Source organism: Myxococcus sp. AM011, assembly GCF_013372595.1.
GTDB classification, from domain to species: domain Bacteria; phylum Myxococcota; class Myxococcia; order Myxococcales; family Myxococcaceae; genus Myxococcus; species Myxococcus eversor.
In genome coordinates this window covers 1-18,161 of record NZ_JABXEM010000091.1, presented here as the reverse complement: position 1 = coordinate 18,161, position 18,161 = coordinate 1, and the positions used below count along the sequence as shown (strand labels likewise).

At 69.5% G+C, this 18,161-nt stretch carries 19 protein-coding genes and 1 pseudogene; all 20 read right to left on the bottom strand.

Going from position 1 to position 18,161, the window contains the following annotated elements; genetic code table 11:
* Positions 1-48: 48 nt before the first annotated feature.
* Complete coding sequence (locus HUW62_RS20160; protein WP_176435339.1) at positions 49-1,824, bottom strand: serine/threonine-protein kinase; 1,776 nt, start codon at positions 1,822-1,824, stop codon at positions 49-51.
* Positions 1,825-2,003: 179 nt separating this feature from the next.
* On the bottom strand, positions 2,004-2,447 hold the full coding sequence (locus HUW62_RS20155; protein WP_163865781.1) for an excinuclease ATPase subunit: 444 nt from the start codon (positions 2,445-2,447) through the stop codon (positions 2,004-2,006).
* An 11-nt stretch (positions 2,448-2,458) separates the two neighbouring features.
* A complete protein-coding gene (locus HUW62_RS20150; RefSeq protein WP_176435338.1) occupies positions 2,459-3,697 on the bottom strand; it encodes a beta-ketoacyl-ACP synthase in 1,239 nt (412 codons plus the stop codon).
* The gene (fabG, locus tag HUW62_RS20145) at positions 3,694-4,425 is read right to left on the bottom strand and encodes a 3-oxoacyl-ACP reductase FabG (RefSeq protein WP_176435337.1); all 732 of its coding nucleotides are present in this window, start codon (positions 4,423-4,425) and stop codon (positions 3,694-3,696) included. Before fabG ends, HUW62_RS20150 begins: the two co-directional genes overlap by 4 nt.
* On the bottom strand, positions 4,418-4,882 hold the full coding sequence (locus HUW62_RS20140; protein WP_163865778.1) for a hotdog family protein: 465 nt from the start codon (positions 4,880-4,882) through the stop codon (positions 4,418-4,420). The genes fabG and HUW62_RS20140 overlap by 8 nt, the downstream gene beginning before the upstream one ends.
* A complete protein-coding gene (locus HUW62_RS20135; RefSeq protein WP_163865777.1) occupies positions 4,882-6,063 on the bottom strand; it encodes a beta-ketoacyl-ACP synthase in 1,182 nt (393 codons plus the stop codon). The genes HUW62_RS20140 and HUW62_RS20135 overlap by 1 nt, the downstream gene beginning before the upstream one ends.
* A 4-nt stretch (positions 6,064-6,067) precedes the next feature.
* Positions 6,068-6,634, bottom strand: a complete 567-nt coding sequence (locus HUW62_RS20130; RefSeq protein ID WP_163865776.1) for a DUF3261 domain-containing protein — start codon at positions 6,632-6,634, stop codon at positions 6,068-6,070.
* A complete protein-coding gene (locus tag HUW62_RS20125) occupies positions 6,622-7,854 on the bottom strand; it encodes an NAD(P)/FAD-dependent oxidoreductase (RefSeq protein ID WP_163865775.1) in 1,233 nt (410 codons plus the stop codon). The genes HUW62_RS20130 and HUW62_RS20125 overlap by 13 nt, the downstream gene beginning before the upstream one ends.
* Entirely contained in the window at positions 7,851-10,148 is a 2,298-nt protein-coding gene (locus tag HUW62_RS20120; protein WP_176435336.1) for an MMPL family transporter, read from the bottom strand. Before HUW62_RS20120 ends, HUW62_RS20125 begins: the two co-directional genes overlap by 4 nt.
* Positions 10,138-10,749 (bottom strand): outer membrane lipoprotein carrier protein LolA, encoded by a 612-nt coding sequence (locus HUW62_RS20115; protein WP_176435335.1) that lies wholly within the window; start codon positions 10,747-10,749, stop codon positions 10,138-10,140. Before HUW62_RS20115 ends, HUW62_RS20120 begins: the two co-directional genes overlap by 11 nt.
* Positions 10,746-11,165 (bottom strand): thioesterase family protein, encoded by a 420-nt coding sequence (locus HUW62_RS20110; protein WP_163865772.1) that lies wholly within the window; start codon positions 11,163-11,165, stop codon positions 10,746-10,748. Before HUW62_RS20110 ends, HUW62_RS20115 begins: the two co-directional genes overlap by 4 nt.
* On the bottom strand, positions 11,155-12,711 hold the full coding sequence (hutH, locus tag HUW62_RS20105) for a histidine ammonia-lyase (protein ID WP_163865771.1): 1,557 nt from the start codon (positions 12,709-12,711) through the stop codon (positions 11,155-11,157). The genes HUW62_RS20110 and hutH overlap by 11 nt, the downstream gene beginning before the upstream one ends.
* Complete coding sequence (locus HUW62_RS20100; RefSeq protein ID WP_163865770.1) at positions 12,686-13,630, bottom strand: acyltransferase; 945 nt, start codon at positions 13,628-13,630, stop codon at positions 12,686-12,688. Before HUW62_RS20100 ends, hutH begins: the two co-directional genes overlap by 26 nt.
* The gene (locus tag HUW62_RS20095) at positions 13,627-14,364 is read right to left on the bottom strand and encodes a glycosyltransferase family 2 protein (RefSeq protein WP_163865769.1); all 738 of its coding nucleotides are present in this window, start codon (positions 14,362-14,364) and stop codon (positions 13,627-13,629) included. The genes HUW62_RS20100 and HUW62_RS20095 overlap by 4 nt, the downstream gene beginning before the upstream one ends.
* Positions 14,361-16,070, bottom strand: coding sequence for an AMP-binding protein (locus tag HUW62_RS20090; RefSeq protein WP_176435334.1), 1,710 nt, complete (start codon positions 16,068-16,070; stop codon positions 14,361-14,363). Before HUW62_RS20090 ends, HUW62_RS20095 begins: the two co-directional genes overlap by 4 nt.
* Positions 16,063-16,614 carry a hypothetical protein gene (locus tag HUW62_RS20085; protein ID WP_163865767.1) on the bottom strand — a complete coding sequence of 184 codons (552 nt, stop codon included), beginning with the start codon at positions 16,612-16,614 and terminating at the stop codon, positions 16,063-16,065. The genes HUW62_RS20090 and HUW62_RS20085 overlap by 8 nt, the downstream gene beginning before the upstream one ends.
* Positions 16,611-16,868: an acyl carrier protein gene (locus HUW62_RS20080; RefSeq protein WP_141640876.1), complete on the bottom strand. Its 258-nt coding sequence runs from the start codon at positions 16,866-16,868 to the stop codon at positions 16,611-16,613. The genes HUW62_RS20085 and HUW62_RS20080 overlap by 4 nt, the downstream gene beginning before the upstream one ends.
* Before the next feature lie 34 nt (positions 16,869-16,902).
* Positions 16,903-17,163 carry a phosphopantetheine-binding protein gene (locus tag HUW62_RS20075; protein ID WP_141640877.1) on the bottom strand — a complete coding sequence of 87 codons (261 nt, stop codon included), beginning with the start codon at positions 17,161-17,163 and terminating at the stop codon, positions 16,903-16,905.
* Complete coding sequence (locus tag HUW62_RS20070) at positions 17,150-17,932, bottom strand: 1-acyl-sn-glycerol-3-phosphate acyltransferase (RefSeq protein ID WP_240356367.1); 783 nt, start codon at positions 17,930-17,932, stop codon at positions 17,150-17,152. Before HUW62_RS20070 ends, HUW62_RS20075 begins: the two co-directional genes overlap by 14 nt.
* A pseudogene (locus tag HUW62_RS48850) lies at positions 17,922-18,161 on the bottom strand (beta-ketoacyl synthase chain length factor); the annotation flags it as partial. The gene HUW62_RS20070 and the pseudogene HUW62_RS48850, both read right to left, overlap by 11 nt.

The following is an 18,161-nucleotide window of genomic DNA, read 5'->3' as shown; positions in this document are numbered from 1 at the left end:
AGCCGTCGGGCCTCGGCAGGGGCGTGCATACGCGGTAGCGACTGCGGCTCAGCGCGGGCTTCGGAGGCGCCGGGTTGCCTCCTCCTGGGGTGGCTCCACCTTCTGCGCGACGAGCTGGGTGGGCGCCAGCTCCGCGGGCACGACAGCGGGAGCGCGGGACAAGAGGGCCCGCACCTCTTCGGGCGCGGGGTCGCTCATTTCAGACAGCTCGCGCTCATGCGACCAGCGCTCGGAGTAGTTCTCTCGCAACCAGCTCGCGAGGTCGACGGTGGGCAGCGCCTGTCGCACGGGCAGCAGGGCCCGCTCCAATTCCCCCGCATCCGAGAAGCGTCGCGCGGGCGTCGGATGGAGCGCCTTCTCCACGATTCCACGGAGCATCCGATTCACCTCGGGTGCCTCCGGGCCCTCCCACTGTGCTCGCTGCTGCAAGCTCAGTCCGATGCCCGGAAGGTCTCCCCAGAGCAGCTCATGGAGCACACAGCCGAGCGCGTAGATGTCACCCGACGTCGTCGCCTCCGCTCCCGCCCTGCGCTCCGGCGGCATGTATGCGATTTTGCCGATGACGTCGCCGTCCTGGGTGAGTCGGCTCACGGAGGGCAGGGACGCCGTCGAGCGCGCGGCCAGGTGCTCCTGGGGACTGCCCACCCCGTGCGCGATGCCGAAGTCGACGACCTTCACCACTCCGTCGAACGTCACCACCAGGTTGTCCGCGCTGATGTCGCGGTGGATGACGCCGCGCTCGTGCGCGTAGGCCAACCCCTTCACGGACTGCAGGCAGATCTCCACCACGACTTCGAGCGGCACCACGCCCCCGTGCCGCACCATCCGCGCGAGCTTCAGTGCATTCACCCCGCTCAAGTACTCCATGACGATGAACCACGCGCCGTCCACCTGTCCCAAGTCGTGAACGGACACGATGTTCGGATGGTGCAGTCGCGCGGCCGTGCGGGCCTCGCCGATGAACCGGTGGAGCCGGACGGCCGGGTCCTCGCTGTCTTCATCGACCATCCGCTTGAGCACCACCAGTCGGTTGAACCCGGCGCGCCCCGTGCGCACCGCCAGCCAGACTTCGCCCATGCCTCCGCGTCCCAGGCTTGCGAGCCGCCGGTAGCGATGGATGCCCGTGCCCAGGTCCGCGCCCCTCAATGACCGCGCGGTGAGGATGGCGAGCGAGGTGGACGCCAGCAGCAGGAACGGCAGCCCCACGAGCGCGAACAGTGGCGGCCCCGTCATCCAGCCCGCGTCCACCGCCAGCTCACGCCCCAGGATGCCCAGCGCGAGCAGGGCGGCCACGAGCACCGCCGCCGCCATGGCCCCCCGGCGCTTCAACGTCCACGCCGCCTCCAGGGCCCAGGTGCCGCCCACCGTCACCGCCAGCAGCCAGAACATCGGCAGCCCCAGGCCCACCGTCGCGCGCGCCAGCTCCTCGGCCGTCATCCTCGGCCCCGACGTCGCCAGCACCGAGCCGAGCACGTCCGCGACGCGCATCGCTCCAAAGGCCACCGCCACGCCCAGCAGCACCCGCCGTGTGCGCGTCAGCGGCACGTCCAGCAAGGCCCAGAGGACTCGCAAGAGCGTGTAGGGCAGGGGAATGGAGCACAGCGCGCCGAGCAACAACCACGGACGCGTGTCCACGAACATCCAGCCGACCTCGTGGTGTGTTGCCCACGTAGACAGGCTGAGCGCGGCGAAGCCCAGGAAGCTCGTCGCGAGCCACAATTGCACCCGCTGCGAACGCACCGCGGCCCAGGTCGCGAAATGCACCAGCGCGAGCACGAAGAAAGCCCCCGCGAGCGCCAGATGCAGCATCGTGTAAGGCGTCACGGGTCAAACCCTAACCCAGACACCTGTTTGCTCGCGAATCGCAGCCTGTCCAGGATGACAAGACTGATTGCGAGGCGCGTCAGGACTTGAAGCCCGGGGGCCCTGGGGAGGGCGCACCCCAGTGGACCGGGGATGACGCGAGGGGTTCCCCGCGTCACCGGCCCGGTGACAGCCTTTGGCTACTTCTTGCCCGCGACCTTCGCGTAGGTGCCCTTGAGCGTCACGCCAACGGCGAAGGTGCCGGCGTGGCACTCGATTTCGGTCGCGTTCTGCAGCTCGTTCTTCTTGTAGTAGCTCACGATGTTGACCACGGCGTTGGCGCCGCGCTTCTGGGCGCCTTCCTGGAGCGAAATCAGCGCGGAGAGGATGGCCCACTTGCAGCCCTCCTCGTCGGACTTGCCCACGCCGCTGGTCTTCTTGTTGGAGACGTCCTCGCCCAGCTCCTTGGTGACCTCGGGCGTCTTCGCTCCGGCCAGGTAGAACTTCACCGTGCCGTCCAGCTTCTGCTCGGCCTGCGGCATCGACAGCACGTCGGCGAGCCGAATCATCGTCACGGTGTCACGCGCCATCGCGGGGCCGGAGACGGTGAGCGCGAGCAGCGACAGCAGCATTGCCTTCTTCATGGGTTTCTCCGTCACTGCCACCGGCGGAAGATCAACGACGTGTTGATGCCGCCGAAGGCGAAGTTATTGGTCATGACGACCTCGGTCTGGATTCTTCGACCATCTCCGGTCAGATAGTCCAGCGCAGCGCAGCGCGGGTCCACCGAGGCCGCGTCCAGGTGCAGCGTGGGGGCGAACCAGCCCGAGCGCATCATCTCGATGGTCATCCACGCCTCCAGCGCCCCACAGGCCCCCAGGGTGTGGCCCATGTAGCTCTTGAGCGAGGAGATGGGCATCCGCTCTCCGAAGACCGCCTTCGTCGCCGTGGTCTCCGCGACGTCGCCCGTGTCCGTGGCTGTCCCGTGGGCATTCACGTACTCCACCACGCCCGGCTCCAGGCCCGCGTCCTCCAGCGACAGCCGCATGGCCTGGGCCATGGTCTCCGCGTGGGGCTGGGTGATGTGGCGCCCGTCGCTGTTCGTGCCGTAGCCCACCAGCTCCGCGTAGATGCGCGCGCCTCGGGCCCGGGCGTGCTCCAACTCCTCCAGCACCAGCGTGCAGGCACCCTCGCCGAGGACGAGGCCATCGCGCTGCGCGTGGAAGGGCCGGGGCGTCAGCTCGGGCGAGGCGTTGTTCTTCGTGCTGGTGGCGAACAGGGTGTCGAACACCGCGGCTCCGGTGGCATCCAGCTCCTCCGCGCCACCGGCGAGCATCGCCACCTGCCGGCCCATCTTGATGGCCTCGTACGCGTAGCCGATGCCCTGGCTCCCGGACGTGCATGCGCTCGACGTGGTGATGATGCGGCCCGTGAGGCCGAAGAAGACGCCGATGTTGACGGCGGCGGTATGGGACATGGACCGCACGTAGGACGTGGCGGTGATGCCCTCGGTGCTCTTGGCCACCAGCATCCGGCCGAAGTCGCCGATGCTCGGAGGCGAGCCCGTGGACGAGCCGTAGGACACGCCCATCTTCCCGCTCGACAGCAGCGGGTCTCCCAACAGCCCCGCATCCACGAGCGCCAGCTCACTGGCACGCGTGGCCAGCAGCGCCACCCGGCCCATGCCTCGCATCGTCTTGCGCGAGTAGGTCTGCGGCGGCAGCTCGAACGGCGCGGCGGGGGCTCCCACCTGGGTGTTGAGACCCTCGTACTGCTTCCAGTCCTCGATGACCTGCACCGCGTTGCGCAGCGACTTCAGCCGCGCCTCCACCTGCGGCCAGTCGTGGCCCAGGGGGCTGAGGGCTCCAAAGCCCGTGACGACGACGCGCCTCATCCGAACAACCCCCCGTTCACGGAGATGACCTGCCGCGTGACATAGGCCGCGTCCTCGCTCATCAGGTAGCTCACCGCCGCGGCGACCTCCTCCGGCTTGCCCAGGCGCCTGGCGGGAATCAGCTTCAACGCCTCCTCCACGATGTGCGGCTCCACCATCTCCGTGTCAATCAAACCGGGCGCCACGCAATTCACGGTGATGCCCCGGCTCGCCAGCTCCACCGCCAGCGCCTTCGTCGCCCCGATGATGCCCGCCTTCGCCGCGCTGTAGTTCACCTGACCCCGGTTGCCGGTGAGCCCGGAGACCGACGACAGCGTGACGATGCGCCCCGGCTTGCGCCTGCGGACCATCGGCATCGAGAGGGGGTTGAGCACGTTGTAGAAGGCGTCCAGGTTGGTGTGGATGACCGCGTCCCAGTCCTCGGGCGGCATGGCGGGGAAAGCGTTGTCCCGGGCGATGCCCGCGTTGCACACCACGCCGTAGTAGCAGCCGTGCGCTTCGATATCGGCGAGCAGCGCCTTCGCCGTCTCCGCGCGGTCCGCCACGTCGAAGCGCAGCATGCGGCAGGCCCGGCCCAGCTCGCGGACCTGGGTGGCCACGGCCTCGGCCTCCTCGACCTTCGTGCGGCAGTGCACCACGACATCGAACCCGTCGCGCGCCAGCCGCAGCGCCACGGCGCGGCCGATGCCACGGCTGGAGCCCGTCACCAGTACCGTCTTCTCACTCATCCGTGCCCACCTTCGTCACGTCCATCGAGGCCGGGGGCTGGAACACCGTCAGCGCGGCCGTGGCCACCGTCTCGCCCTCAATCCCGAGAGTACAGTCGAACTGGCTCATCCCGTTGTCCGTCCAGAACTGCCGGCGGACCTCGATGCGCAGGTGTTCTCCCACCTTGAACGAGGGGCGGCTGCACTCATACTTCCGCGTCCCCAGGAGGAAGCCCATGCGCTGCGTCTCGCCCTGCATCCGCTGCCGCCAGCCCGCGTAGGCGGCGATGGCCTGGGCCATGAACTCAATGCCCACCCAGCCGCCCACCGCGCCGGACTCCTGGAACAGGCAGTCCTCGCGCAGCGTCACCTCGGCCACCAGGCTCTCCTCGTCGCCCTCCACCGCGCGGTCAATCAGCCGCATGCGGTCCGCATGGGGGACAATCTCGGAGATGTCGAAGGCAATGGGCGTGCGCATCAGGCCCTTCCCAGGATGAGGGCGGCGTTGCTGCCGCCGAAGGCGAACGAGTTGCTCAGGACATAGCGCGGCGGGCGCCCCAGCGCCTCACCTGGCTTCACCAACGACAGGGCGGGCAGCGACGGGTCCGCCTCGCCATCCCACCAATGCGGAGGCAGGCGCCCGTAGGCGTCGTCCGTGAGGGTCAGCCAGCACAGCGCGGCCTCCAGCGCTCCCGCCGCGCCGAGCGTGTGGCCCGTGAGCGGCTTGGTGGAGCTGCACGGCACGTTGCCCCCGAGCAGCGCGCTCACCGCACGGCTCTCCATGGCGTCGTTCTGCGGCGTCGCGGTGCCGTGCAGGTTGACGTAGCCCACGTCGGCCGGGGTGATGCCCGCGCGCTCCAGGGCCGTGCGCATGGCGATGAGCGCGCCCCGGCCTCCGGGCTCGGGCGCGGAGAGGTGGTGCGCGTCCGAGGACTCGCCCCAGCCCGCGAGCCGCACCGGCCCCGGCTCGCGCGTCATCAGGAACAGCGCCGCGCCCTCGCCGATGTTGATGCCCCGGCGATGGACGCTCATCGGGTTGCAGCGCGCGTCGCTCACCGAGTCGAGCGACGTGAAGCCCGCAACGGTGAAGCGGCACAGCGCGTCCGCCCCGCCGGTGATGACGGCGTCCGCCGCGCCCGAGCGCAAGAGCCGCGCGGCCGTGGCCAGGGCCTTGGCGCTGGACGAGCACGCGGTGGAGATGACGAACGAGGGGCCCTGCACGCCCAGCACGTGGTTGAGCGCCAGGGCGGGTGAGCCCAACTCCTGCTGCCGGACATCGAAGTTCGGAGGGAGCTGGCCCGTCGACGCGCGGGCGACGATGGCGGCCTCGCTCTCGCCGATTCCGGAGGTGCTGGTGCCCAGGACGACGGCCACGCGCTCCGGGCCATAGCGGTGCAGGGCGTCGTCCACGGCGGGACGCACCTGGGCGAGCGCGGTGAGCAGGAGCGCGTTGTTCCGGCTGCGCAGCGGCACCGGCAAATCATCCACGGGGACGAGCGGCTTGGTGACGTAGCCCACGTGGAGCGGGCGGTCCGCGAAGTCGAAGCGCTCGGACACGCCCGTGGGCCTGTCGCCGAAGAGGGCGGTGGCCACCTCGAGCAGGCCCTGTCCCAGGGCGCACACCAGACCGAGCTGATTCAGGAAGACCTGCGGAATCATGGGCTCAATCCTCCGAGAGGCGTGACTCGATGGTCAGCCGGTAGTGCTCCGCCAAGTTGACCAGCTCCGCGCGGCCCGCCCAGCGCGGCTCTCCAGCATAGCGCACCGTGAGCCAGTCCTTGCCCGCGTGGCGCAGCACGCGCAATCCCGGCGCATCCTCCAGCGTCCAGTCCGGCGGCAGGGCGGCGCGCACCGAGGCGGCCGGCCAGTAGACGAACTGGATGTCCCGCAGCACGGTGCGTGACTGGAACTGCTCGGGCACGCGCGCGTCCCGCTGCTCGTCCAGCTTCGCGCCGTCCCACTGCATGGTGAAGACGCGCTGGCCCAGGGCGAAGCCCGCGAGCTGGAGCGCCGCCGCGTCGATTTCGACGAGCGCCTCCAACGAGCGGGGACCGCCCGGGTCCGCGTCGTGCGCGAAGCTCAGGCGCTGCGCCAGGCTCACGCTGGCTCCGAATTCCGCTGGGGCCAGCGAGAGCATGGGCAGGGCCACCTCCGGCGCCACCCGTCGCGGAGGCGGCGTGGCGCAGGCGATGAGCCCCAACAGGGCGGCGATGGGAATCAGGTGGCGCACAGCTTCTCGAGCACGCCGAGCCGACGTCGGCTGTCGGCCACGAAGGGGTTCTCCTTGTCCCAGGCGTAGCCGGCCAGGATGGCGGAGATCATCCGACGCACCTCGGGGGACGCGTTGGGGTGGAAGATGATGTCCTGGAAGCCACCGGCGTACCAGGACTCGACGAAGGTGCGGAACGTGTCCACGCCGCCCTTGAGGGGCACCGCGTAGTCGCGCTCCCAGTCCACCGTCTCGCCCGCGAACACGCGGCCGATGCACTTCGCCGCCAGGCTCGCGGACTTCACGGCGATGGTGACGCCCGAGGAGAACACCGGGTCCAGGAACTCGCCCGCGTTGCCCAGGAGCGCGAACCCGTTGCCCCACAGCGACTTCACGTTCGCCGCATAGCCGGTGATGCTCCGCGCGGGCGTGTCCCAGACCGCGTTCTTCAGGAGGTTGGACAGGGACGGGTCCTCGCCGACGATGGCCTTGAGCCGCTCGGTCTCCGTGCCCTGGAACTGCTCCAGGTACTCGCGCTTGGCCACCACGCCCAGCGAGCAGCGCCCGTTGGAGAAGGGGATGGTCCAGTACCAGACGTGCACGTGCTTCGGGTGCACGGTGACGCGAATCTTGCTCCGGTCGAAGGTGACGCCGGGATCCACCCGGTCCTCCACGTGCGTGAAGAGGGCGCCACGCACGGGGAAGTTCGACGGCGTCTCCAGGTCGAGCAGCCGAGGCAGCACGCGGCCGAAGCCGCTGGCGTCGAGCAGGAAGCGCGCCTGGACGCGATACGCCTCACCCTCGGGCGAGCGCACCGTGATTTCAGGCTCCGCGCCGGTGACGTCCACGGACTCGACGGTGTGGCGGAAGCGCAGGGTGGCGCCCATGCGCTCGGCGGCGAGCGCCAGCACGTGGTCGAACGTTCCGCGCTGCACCTGGTACGTGGTGCCCCAGCCCTTGGAGAACTTGTCGCGGAAATCGAAGTCCGTGTACTTCTCTCCGCGCGCGAAGGCCGCTCCGTTCTTGTACTGGAAGCCCGCCTCGACGACGTCGCGAATCATCCCCGCTTCCTCGATGTACTCCATGCTCTGAGGCAGCAGGCTCTCTCCGATGGAGAAGCGAGGGAACTGCTCGCGCTCCAGGATGAGCACCTGACGACCCTGCTTGCGCAGAAGCCCCGCGGCAACAGAGCCGGAGGGGCCCGCACCAATGATGACGACTTCTGTTTTTTCCACCTTCACGACACGTCCTTGCCAGGAGGAAGTCTGCAACAGGGCGTGAGCAACCAGATGGTGACTTCGCCCAGCAGCATGGTGAGACCGAAGGAGCGCAGGGCCGGAGTGGCCGAGAGCCCCAGAAGACCGAAAGAGAGCAGGGTGCTCACGCCGGCGAGCGCCACCGCGAGCCATGCGGAGCCCTCTCCGGGGTGCTCCAACATGAAGATTCCGTAGTCCACGCCCATGCCCAGGAGCAGCATCAGGCCCAGCACGCTGAAGAGCTGGAGCGGCTCGCCCACCCAGCCGAACACGGCCAGCGTGACGAGCGTGCCCACCACCGTGGGCAGCCAGGCCCGCCACGCCTGTCGCCGGAAGCGCGCGACGAGCAGCAACAGCACCCCGAAGTAGCCCAGCAGGATGAGCCCGCCCATGAGGCGGCGGTAGCGCTCCAGGAGCTTGGAGATCTCCTGCGTCTTGTCCACCCACCGCACGCCCTCCAGCCCCTCGGCGGTGTCGGCGAGGCGCGGGAGCATCGACGGGTCTGTCAGCCCTCGCAGCATGACGATGCTGAAGTGCTTCTCGCCCAGGCGCCCCAGCCACTGCTGCCGGATGGCCGCCGAGGCGGGACTGGCGAGCAGCCGCTCCGGGGTGAGCACGTCGTCCGCGAAGCGCGCGCGGGTGGGGGCCTCGCCCGTGGCCTGGGCCACCGCGGCCACCGCCTGGGCCTCCGCGCTGGCGCTCAGCTTCGCGTCCGCGCGCTGCTGCTCCGCGCTAGGGAGCCAGTCCGACACCGCGCGGTAGCCCGCGAAGACATTGGCAGTCACGAGCGGGTCCAGTCGCGCCTTCAGCGCCGCCTCGCGCGCGAGCACCTGCTCCTCGTCCTGGCCTCCCACGAGGAAGAACTGGGCGGGGCTGGGCAGGCCCAACAGGCGCCCCAGCTCGCGCTGATCGGCGATGAGGTGGGCGGGCGCGCCCTGGAGCTGGCGAATGTCATCGCGCGTCTGGATGCGCCACAGCCCGCCGACGATGAACAGCACGAGCGCCGCCGTTCCACTCCACCACACGCGGTTGGACGTGAAGCGGGGCCAGCGTGCGAGCGAGGCGGCGAAGCGCCGGGCGAAGGCCGTCTCGGGCAGGGCGCCGGTGTCCAGCGTCGGGAACCAGCAGGCCACCGTCAGGAACGCGCCCACCAGCCCCGTGGCGGAGAACAGCGCCATCTGCCGCAGGCCAGGGAATGGCGCCACGCCCAACGCGAGGTACGCCACCACGCTGGTGAGCAGCGCCATCACCATGCCGGGTAGCAGGCTGCGCATCAGCGGCCCGCGCTCGGAGGGCGGCTTGCCCTGACGCGCGGCGAAGTAGTGGAAGCCGTAGTCCTCCGCCACGCCGACGAGGCTGGAGCCGAAGACGAGGGTGAGCAGGTGGACCCGCTCGAACACCAGCGCGGTGACGCTCATCGCCACCGCGCAGCCGATGCCCAGCGACACGCCCACCAGGACGATGGGGCGCATCGAGCGGAACGTCAGCCACACCAGGAGGAGCACCGCCACCAGCGAGCCGATGCCGATGGTGGACATCTCGTCGCTGGCCTGCGAGGCGGCGGCCTCCGCGTACAGCGGCACGCCCGCGGCCACCAGCCGGCCTCCAGGTACCTGGCTCGTCACCATGGCCCGCGCGCGGTCCACCACGGTGGTGATGTTTCCGTCGGCCCCCAGCGCGAAGGCGGACACCTGGCTGTGCCACGCGAGCAGCACCCACTCCCGGCCTTCTCCCGACAACCAGAGCCGGCCGTCACGCGGACGCGCCGTGCTCTCCGACGCGCGCGCCGCCCACCAGTCCGGCCACAGGCCCAGCGGGTCCGCTTCCCAGTCCGTCAGCCGGGGGCCCGCGGGCTGATACAGCTTCATCAGCGCCGTGCCACCCAGCTCCTCCGCCGTCGCCCGCGACAGCCACGTGCGCTGCGCGGGCGTCAGCAGCCTGTCCCGATACGGGCGGTACAGCTCCAGCGCCGCATCCAACGAGGACGCGTCCAGGGCGGAGGGCTTCAACAGCGAGGCGTCCTTGGACAGCTCCGCCGTGACGAGGTCCGCCGCGCGCTGGGCGGACTCCCAGTCCGGAGCGCCCACCAGCAGCACCAGCTCCCGACCCGCCTGGTCCGCGAGCTTGCGCGTGGCGGCATCGACCTCGGGGGCCTGCTCGTCTTCGGGCAGGAGCGCCAGGACATCGGTGTCCAGGCGCGCCGAGCGCCAGAACTGGACCTGGTGCGCCCCCACGGCCAGCACCACCAACAGCCAGAAGATGGCGGCCTTATTTCGCAAGGCGTTTTGCTTCCGTGTCACTAGGGGGAGGCGTCTGGCTCAGCTTGTCGAACTGGATGACGCTGGTATCGCCCCGCGCCTCGTCCAGCTTGACCTGCCGCACGTACGTGTCTCCCTCCAGGTGGATGCTCTTGAAGACACGAGAGAGGCCCGCGTCCGTGGGCGTGAGGGTCAGCTTCCAGCCCGCCGTGCCCACCAGCTCGCCCTCGACGCGGAAGCGCTTGGACAGCGCGGCCACGTCTCCGGACAGGAGCGCGAACATCACCTCGTTCACCGCCGCGAGCCCCGGCTCCTTGCTCGCGTCCAGGTGATAGGCCGCGGCTCCCGTGCCCTGCTCGGCGCTCAGCGACTTGCGCGTCAGCGTCAGCGTGGACGCGAAGGGCTCCCGCGTGTCCCACAGCACGCCCTGCTCCTTCGACAGCAGGAATGCGCCGCGCGAGACGAGCGGCTTCTTGAAGCCGGACACCGTCTTCTTCTGCTCGAAGTCACCCCGCAGCAACGGCACGTCGGCGAGCCGGGCGCGGACGCCCGAAATGACGTCGTCACCGGCGCTGGCCGTCGAGCCCACCAGCAGCATCCCCAGCAAGAGCGCGCGCTTCATTCGGGCTTCACCCCCAGCCGCTGCCAGAGCACCGGCGGACAGATGTACTGGAGCTCCTTGGTGGCCATGGACACGGCGACCTGGACGGTGTGGGCCTGGTTCACCTTGCGGCCCGTGGACGCGTCCCGAATCACATAGTCGATGCGCAGCCGGTTCTCCCACTCGGTGATTTCGGCGCGAATCTTCAGCGTCTTCCCGTAGAGCGCCGGCTGAACGTACTTCAGCCGCATGTCCACGACGGGCCAGGCGAAGCCGGACGCGAGCATCTGCGGGTAGTCGTAGTCGAACTTCGCCAGGAGCGCGCAGCGCGCCAGCTCCAGGTACTTCACGTAGTGGCCATGCCAGACGACCTCCATCAGGTCGATGTCATGGAAGGGCGGCGACAGCTCGATTTCATGGCTGAGGTCAGGCTTCATAGAGCCCCCACTCGCGGGCGCGGATGGCGCCCAGCAGCCCTTGCAGCTCCTTGTCCAACGCTCGGTCCTCCACCACCAGCGGGATTCGCTGCTCCAGGTCGGCCTGCATCGACGCAAGAGACGGCGCCAGATTCATTTCTTGAGCAATCCGGCCCCGCAGCGCGATTCCCTGACGCGCCGCGATGAGCATCGCCGCCACCACCTGCTCGGACAGCTCCAGCACCCGGAGACAGTCGCGCGCGGCGATGGTGCCCATGCTCACCTTGTCCTGGTTGTGGCACTCGGTGGAGCGGGAGAAGACGGACGCGGGCATCGTCTGCTTGAGGGCCTCCGCCGTCCACGCGGAGACGCTGATCTGCACCGCCTTGAGGCCATGGTTGATGGCCGCCCGCGGCCCCGTGGAGCCGGAGAGGTTGGAGGGCAGCCCGTGGTTGTAGCGGGTGTCCACCAGCAGCGCGAGCTGTCGGTCCAACAGGTCCGCCACGTTGGCCACGGCCGTCTTGAGCCCGTCCATGGCGAAGGCGATGTGACCGCCGTAGAAGTGCCCGCCGTGCAGCACCCGCTCGCTGTCGGGGTCGATGAGCGGGTTGTCGTTGGCGCTGTTCAGCTCGTTCTCGATTTGCGCCCGGAAGAAGGGCAGGGCGTCCTCGAGCACGCCAATCACGTGCGGCGCGCAGCGCAGGGAGTATCTGTCTTGAAGTCGCTGCTCGTTGCGGCTCGGCCGGTCCGTGGCCAGGTCCACGCGCAGGCGCGCGGCCACGCGCTGCTGGCCCACGTGCGGCTTGAGCGCGAACAGGGCCTCGTCGAAGTGGTGCGCGTTGCCGGCGCTGGCCACCACGTTGAACGCGGTGAGCCGCGTGGCCAGCCGTCCCAGGTACTCCGCGCGCTCCCACGCCAGACACGCCAGGGCGGTCATCACCGCCGTGCCATTCATGATGGCGAGGCCCTCCTTGGGGCGCAGCTTCAAGGGCTTCAGGCCATGCTGCGCGAGCACCTCCGCGGCGGCCCGCCGCTCACCCCGGTACCAGACCTCGCGCTCCCCGCAGAGCACCGCCGCCACATAGGACAGCGGCGTGAGGTCTCCACTGGCGCCCACCGAGCCCTCGGCGGGGATGAGCGGGAGGATGTCGTGGCGCAGGAGCAGCTCCAACTGCGTGAGCAGTCCCAGCCCCACGCCCGACACGCCCTGGGCCAGCGAGGCCAGCCGCGCCGCCAGCACCGCGCGCGTCTCCTCGGGCGTCAGGAACCGTCCGGCGCCAATGCCGTGGTACGCGTAGAGGTGGTGCGGCAGCTCGGCGACCAGCTCGGGGGGAATGGAGACGGTGCACGAGTCGCCGTACCCCGTCGTCACGCCGTAGATGTTCCCATCCTCGGCGAGCAGCCGGTCCAGGAACTCCGCGCCCCGGGTGATTCTGCGCTGGAAGTCGGTGGACGTGCTCAGCTCGGCATCGCGCTCGCGGCGCGACAGCGAGGACACATCTTCAATGGCGAGCCGGCTCCCATCGAACCGGACCGCGCGGTCATTCTTGATTCCTGGCGGAGGCATTCGCCTGATCCCAAAAGGGAAAGAAGTTGAACCAATCGAACGGAGCGCGCTTCAGCAGCGCGGTCACCCGCTCGGCATAGTGTTGCGCGTGGCCCGTCAACGCGGCCGCGCGCTTGCCCCGGGGGAGCTCGACTCGCTCGGCCAGGCGCTCGAAATGGATGGTGTACCCACCGTTCTCGTGGATGCACCCCAGCAGGTAGAGCGGGCACTTGAACAGCGAGGCCAGCACGTAGGGGCCCACGGGAAACGCGGCCGGGTACCCCAGGAAGTCCACATCCACCGTCTGACTGGCCGTGACAGGCACCCTGTCGCCCGCAATCACCACGAACCCGCCCGCGGCCACGTACTTCTCCAGGGCGACGGCCGTCCCCGGGCCCATGTCCGTGACTTCCACCAGCTCGAAGGCGCTGTCCGGATTGAGCCGCTTGAGCAGGCGGTTGAACTGCTCGGCGTGACGGGTGTGCACCAGGATGTGGAGCCTCACCTCGCCGCGCTTCTCGGCCATGGCACGGCACAGCTCCAGGCAGCCCATGTGCGCGGTGACGATGACGCCGCCCTTGTTCGACTTCACGACTTCGTAGAACTGCTCGCGGCCCTCGGTGTGGACCTGCTCGAAGCGGTACCTGCCGCTGACGGCCAGGAGCTTGTCGAGCATCGTCTCCGCGAAGGCCACCATGTGGCGCAGGCTGTCCATGCGCCCGGGTTTCCGCCCGAGCGCGCCCGTGGCCTGCTCCACCCGCGTGAGGTACTGGAGCGAGGCCTGACGGACGATGGGGCGGCCCAGCCAGTGCACGAAGACCACCGGGTACAGGCAGAGCCGGAACGGCCAGCGCCCCAGCAGCCGGTGGACCCAATACAACAGCCAGATGCCGAGCACGAAGGTGCTCTCGCCCATCTCCGCCCAGTGCCGCGACTTCATGCGGAGACCTTCCGCCACAAGAGCAGCGGCAGCCGCAGCAGCATCCCGAAGAAGAGCTTCGCGTGCATGCGGGAGATGCGCACGTTGTCCCAGAGCACGTCGAAGTGGGAGATGCCGTCGGTGGGGTAGCGCACCTGGGTGGGCTGGTTGAGGATGCCCACCCCGCGCCAGTACAGCCGGACGATGACCTCCACGTCGAAGTCCATCCGCCTGCCGATGCGCACCGAGTCGATGAGCGCGAGCGTGGGCGCCAGCGGATACACGCGGAAGCCACACATCGAATCGCGGATGGCCAGGGACAGCGTGTTGATCCACACCCAGATGTGCGTGGCATAGCGGCCGTACAGCCGGCCCTTGGGCACGGACTCGTCGTAGACGGGCGTGCCGCAGATGATTTTTTCGGGGGACGCGGCCGCCAGCTCCACGAAGCGGGGGATGTCCCGCGTGTCGTGCTGGCCGTCGGCGTCAATCTGCAGCGCGTGGCTGAAGCCGGAGGCCTTCGCCGCCCGGAAGCCCGCCATCATCGCGCCGCCCTTGCCTTCGTTCTGGGGCAGGCGCACCAGCTCGATGCCCGTCTTGTCCGCCTCCGCCAGGGTGTCCAGCACCTTCGCGCAGCCCGGCTCGCTGCCGTCATCCACCAGCACGCACGGCAACCCGTGTGCGCGCACCGCGTTCACCACCGCGCCCACCGCCTCGCCGTGGTTGTAGACGGGAATCACCACGCAGACCTTCATCCGCGGACCTCACCGAGCAGGATGCGGCCGCTCCCGTGGGTGCCGGCCTCGGAGGTGAACTTGAACTGGAGGCTGCCCTTGGCCTGCGTCCAGGTGAGCTCCAGGGTGAGCTGCGTCCCGGGGACGATGAGCTGCTGGAACTTCACCGCCTCCATGCGCAGGAACTCGGGCGGCAGGGTGAACAGCTCCCGGCCCAACTGGAGGGCCCACTCAATCTGCGCCACGCCGGGCAGGATGGCCTTCTCCGGAAAGTGGCCCTTGAAGTACGGCAGGCTCGCGGGCGTCTCGATGCTCAACACGGCGCGGTCCGCCGTCTGCTCGAGCACCCGCAGGGGCGGGCGGCGGGAGTCGAAGAGGGCGACGAGCGCGGCCTCGGTGGATTTGCCCTGGGCGTTGACTGGCATCGCCTCCAGATACCGGAATCGACGCGGAAGGACACTGGGCTCGAACTGGGAAGCGAGGTGCTTTCGGATGGCCTGGTTCAGGAAGTGCTTGCCGCTGTCCGCGTGGAGGTACCGGCCAGTGGGGCCCAGCACGGCCACCACCCCCAGCGTCAGGCGGTTTCCCTCGGACAAGGGGACCACCCGCGCCTCGCGCACCAGGTCGCTCTCCAGCAGGGCCCGCTCCATCGCGCTCAGAGAGACCCGCTTCTCCTCCAATTTGAGCAACCGGTCCATGCGCCCCAGCAACTCGAAGCCCTCCGGCAGCAGCCGGGCCCGGTCCTCCGTCTGGAACCAGCCCCCGTCCGGCAGGTGGGCGGAGCGGACCGCCAGGGCGTCGTCCGTCAGGCGCACCTCCACGCCGGGCAGTGTCCTCCAGCTCAGCGCCTCGTCCCGGGCGCGCTGGCGCCAGGCGATGCCCCCGGTCTCCGAGCTGCCGTAGACCTCCACGGGCGCCTGCCCGAGCAGCTCGCGACAGGCGTGCAAGGCATCGCCTGGCAGGGGCCCTCCCGAGGAGAACACCGAGCGCAGGTTCCCCCGCACGCTCGCCCAGTCCAGAGTGTCCGGCAGCCGCTTGAGGTGGGCGGGGCTGGCGATGAGCGCCGCCGGCCCGTGCGTGAGCTCCGCGACGATGTCCTCGGGGTACGGCAGGCTCCGGGCGAGGAACGGCCGGCCCGACGTCAGCGGCCAGAGGACCCGGAACAGCAGGCCGTAGATGTGCTGGTGGGACACCGTGGCGAGCACGCGGCCAGCGCCGGTGTCGGACCCGAGCCGGGCGTCGAAGAGGTCCGCCAGCGTGGCGACCTCCCGCGTGAGCTGCCCCAGTTGCTTGGGGATGGCCGCGGGCTCTCCGCTGGAGCCAGAGGTGTAGACGACCAGCGCCTGGGCCTCGGAGGAGAGCGGCGCCCACCGCGTCCGCGGCGCGCCCTGCTGGAACTTCAGGAGCTTCGTGGAGGAGGGAATCTGGCCCGCGAAGCCGTCCACCTGGAGGCGCAGGCGCTCCCGCGTCGTGGGTTGGACCTCGGCGGGAAGGTAGACGCACCGGCCCGCGTGCCAGGCGCCGAGCAGGGCCGCGGCGAACTCGAAGGTGTCCTCGAAGTAGAGCGCGAAGCGCTGGCCCGTGTGGCCCTCGAAGGCCGCGCGCCAGCCGGAAGCCCGGGCCTCGAAGTCCGCGAAGGTGAGGACCTGCCCCTCGCGAAACGCCACCGGGAAGTCGGCGGGGCGTCCTTGCGTGAGGAGGTGTTCGATGGCGATGCGCTCAGCCATGGGCGTGACTTGCCCTCACGCGTCGGCGCACCAGCCACTCCCCGGCGAAGAGCACGCCCATCAGCCCATAGGCGATGAGCCCGTTGTACAGCGCCCACGTCGCGTCACTGGCCCACAGCGCGGTGCCCAGCGCGATGCTCCCGTTGACGACGAAGAAGCCGCACCACACCTGCGTCACCCGCCGCGTATAGGCCACGCCGGACGGAGGCAGCTCCGGCTCGCGCAGCCTGGCCAGGCGCTCGATGACGCTGGGCGGATACACGAGGCTGGTGGCGAAGACGGCGAGCAGCATGGCGTTGACGAGCACCGGATAGAGCTTGAGCGGCAGGGCGTGGTTGCCCAGCATGCTGGTGCCCGCGAGGACCAGGGCCCCCGCGGCGGTGACGAGCCAGACGCGCTCGCGGGTGGCCACGGCCCGCACGACGGCCATGCCCACCAGGGGCACCGCCATCCAGCGAGGCTCGAACCGGCCCAGGCCCCAGTACACCAGCAGCGGATACGCGAGGCTCAGCACGCCGAGCAGCGCTGGACGCAGAAACTTCACGCCGCCACGGATTCGTCGAGCAGGCTGTGCAGGGCGTCGACGACGTCCTGAATCGTCCGGACGGACTTGAAGACCTCCGGCGGAAGCCGCTTGCCCGTCACGGGCTTGAGCTTCACGAGCAGGTCCACGGCATCGATGCTGTCGATGTCCAGGTCGTCGCGGAGGCGGGCCTCGGGGGTGATCCGGGCCGGGTCGATGTCGAAGGTGTCCTGCAGGAGCGTGCGCAGGTTCTCGAAGAGCTGGGTCTTGGTCATGTGCATATCCCCCTCGAATGGGTGGTGCGGGTGCTCAGGACTTGCGATGGGCGCTCACGAAATCCGCGAGGGCGCGCACGCTGGCGAAGTGACGACGGTTTTCCTTGGAGTCGCTGGCCAGCGCAACCCCATAGGCCTTCTGAAGCGCCAGACCGAGTTCCAGGGCATCGATGGAATCGAGCCCCAGGCCCTCGACGAACAGCGGCGCGGCCGGGTCTATATCCTCCGGCTTGAGGTCCTCGAGGTTCAGCGTCTCGATGACCAGCTTCTTGATTTCCTGCTCAAGCGCCTGCATGGCGTTGTGTCTCCGTGGAGAAGTAGTCGTGCAATCTCTCGGTGAGATGGCGGGCGGCGAGGGCCTCTCCGTGGGCCTCTTCGACCAGGGACGACACTCGAATGTCGTCTTGAATCACGATGTTGAACTTCATCCGGGTGGGAGCCACGCGCCACCACGGCCGCCCCTTGGTGAGCGCCAGCGGGGCGACCTGGATGGTGACCGGGGTGATGTCGCAAGGGCCTCGCACCGCGATGTTGGCCGCCCCGCGCTGCAGCTTCATGGGGCCGGACTCGGGCGTGCGCGTGCCCTCCGGGAAGATGATGAGGTTGTTGCCCGCCTTCACGGACGCGATGCAGGCCTGTACGAGCTCCGGGCCGGAGTCATTGCAGAGGTAGCCGGTGGCCTCGATGGGGCCGCGCATGAAGGGGTTGTTCGCCAGGCTCGCCTTGACCACGCAGTCCGCGTTGGGCACCAGGGAGATGAGGAACACGACGTCGATGAGCGTCGGGTGGTTGGCCAGGATGAGCAGCCCGGGGCGCGCCAGCTTCTCCACCCCGTCGATGCGGTAGTCCAGGCACCCCAGGAAGCGCATCAGCCCGACGAAGAAGCGGAACGAGTGATGCACCGCCAGCCGCGCCAGCCGGGTGCGCCGGGGCTTGTTCCGGACCAGGAGCGACAGCAGGGGGAAGAACAGCACGCGCAGGGCGATGCCCCCCACGCCGAAGGTCGCGAAGGAGATGCCCGTGGCGATCACCCGCCAGCCGCGCTCCAGTCGCTCAGGAATCACGGTGCCACCGCCAGAGTCGGGAGCCGGTGTGGTGCTCGAAGCGCGCGTCCCCCGAGACGAGGAAGCGCAGCACGGACAGCTCCTCCGGAAGCGTGTCTCCGGGAGCCCGCTCCGGAGCGCCCGTCGAGGCGCCGCAGGTGAGCCGGTAGGTGGCGCCATCGCCGGCGGGCCGCAGGCTGCATGCCCACGCGTGCGGGAGGGACACCTGCTCGGGGAAGTGCTCGAAGGG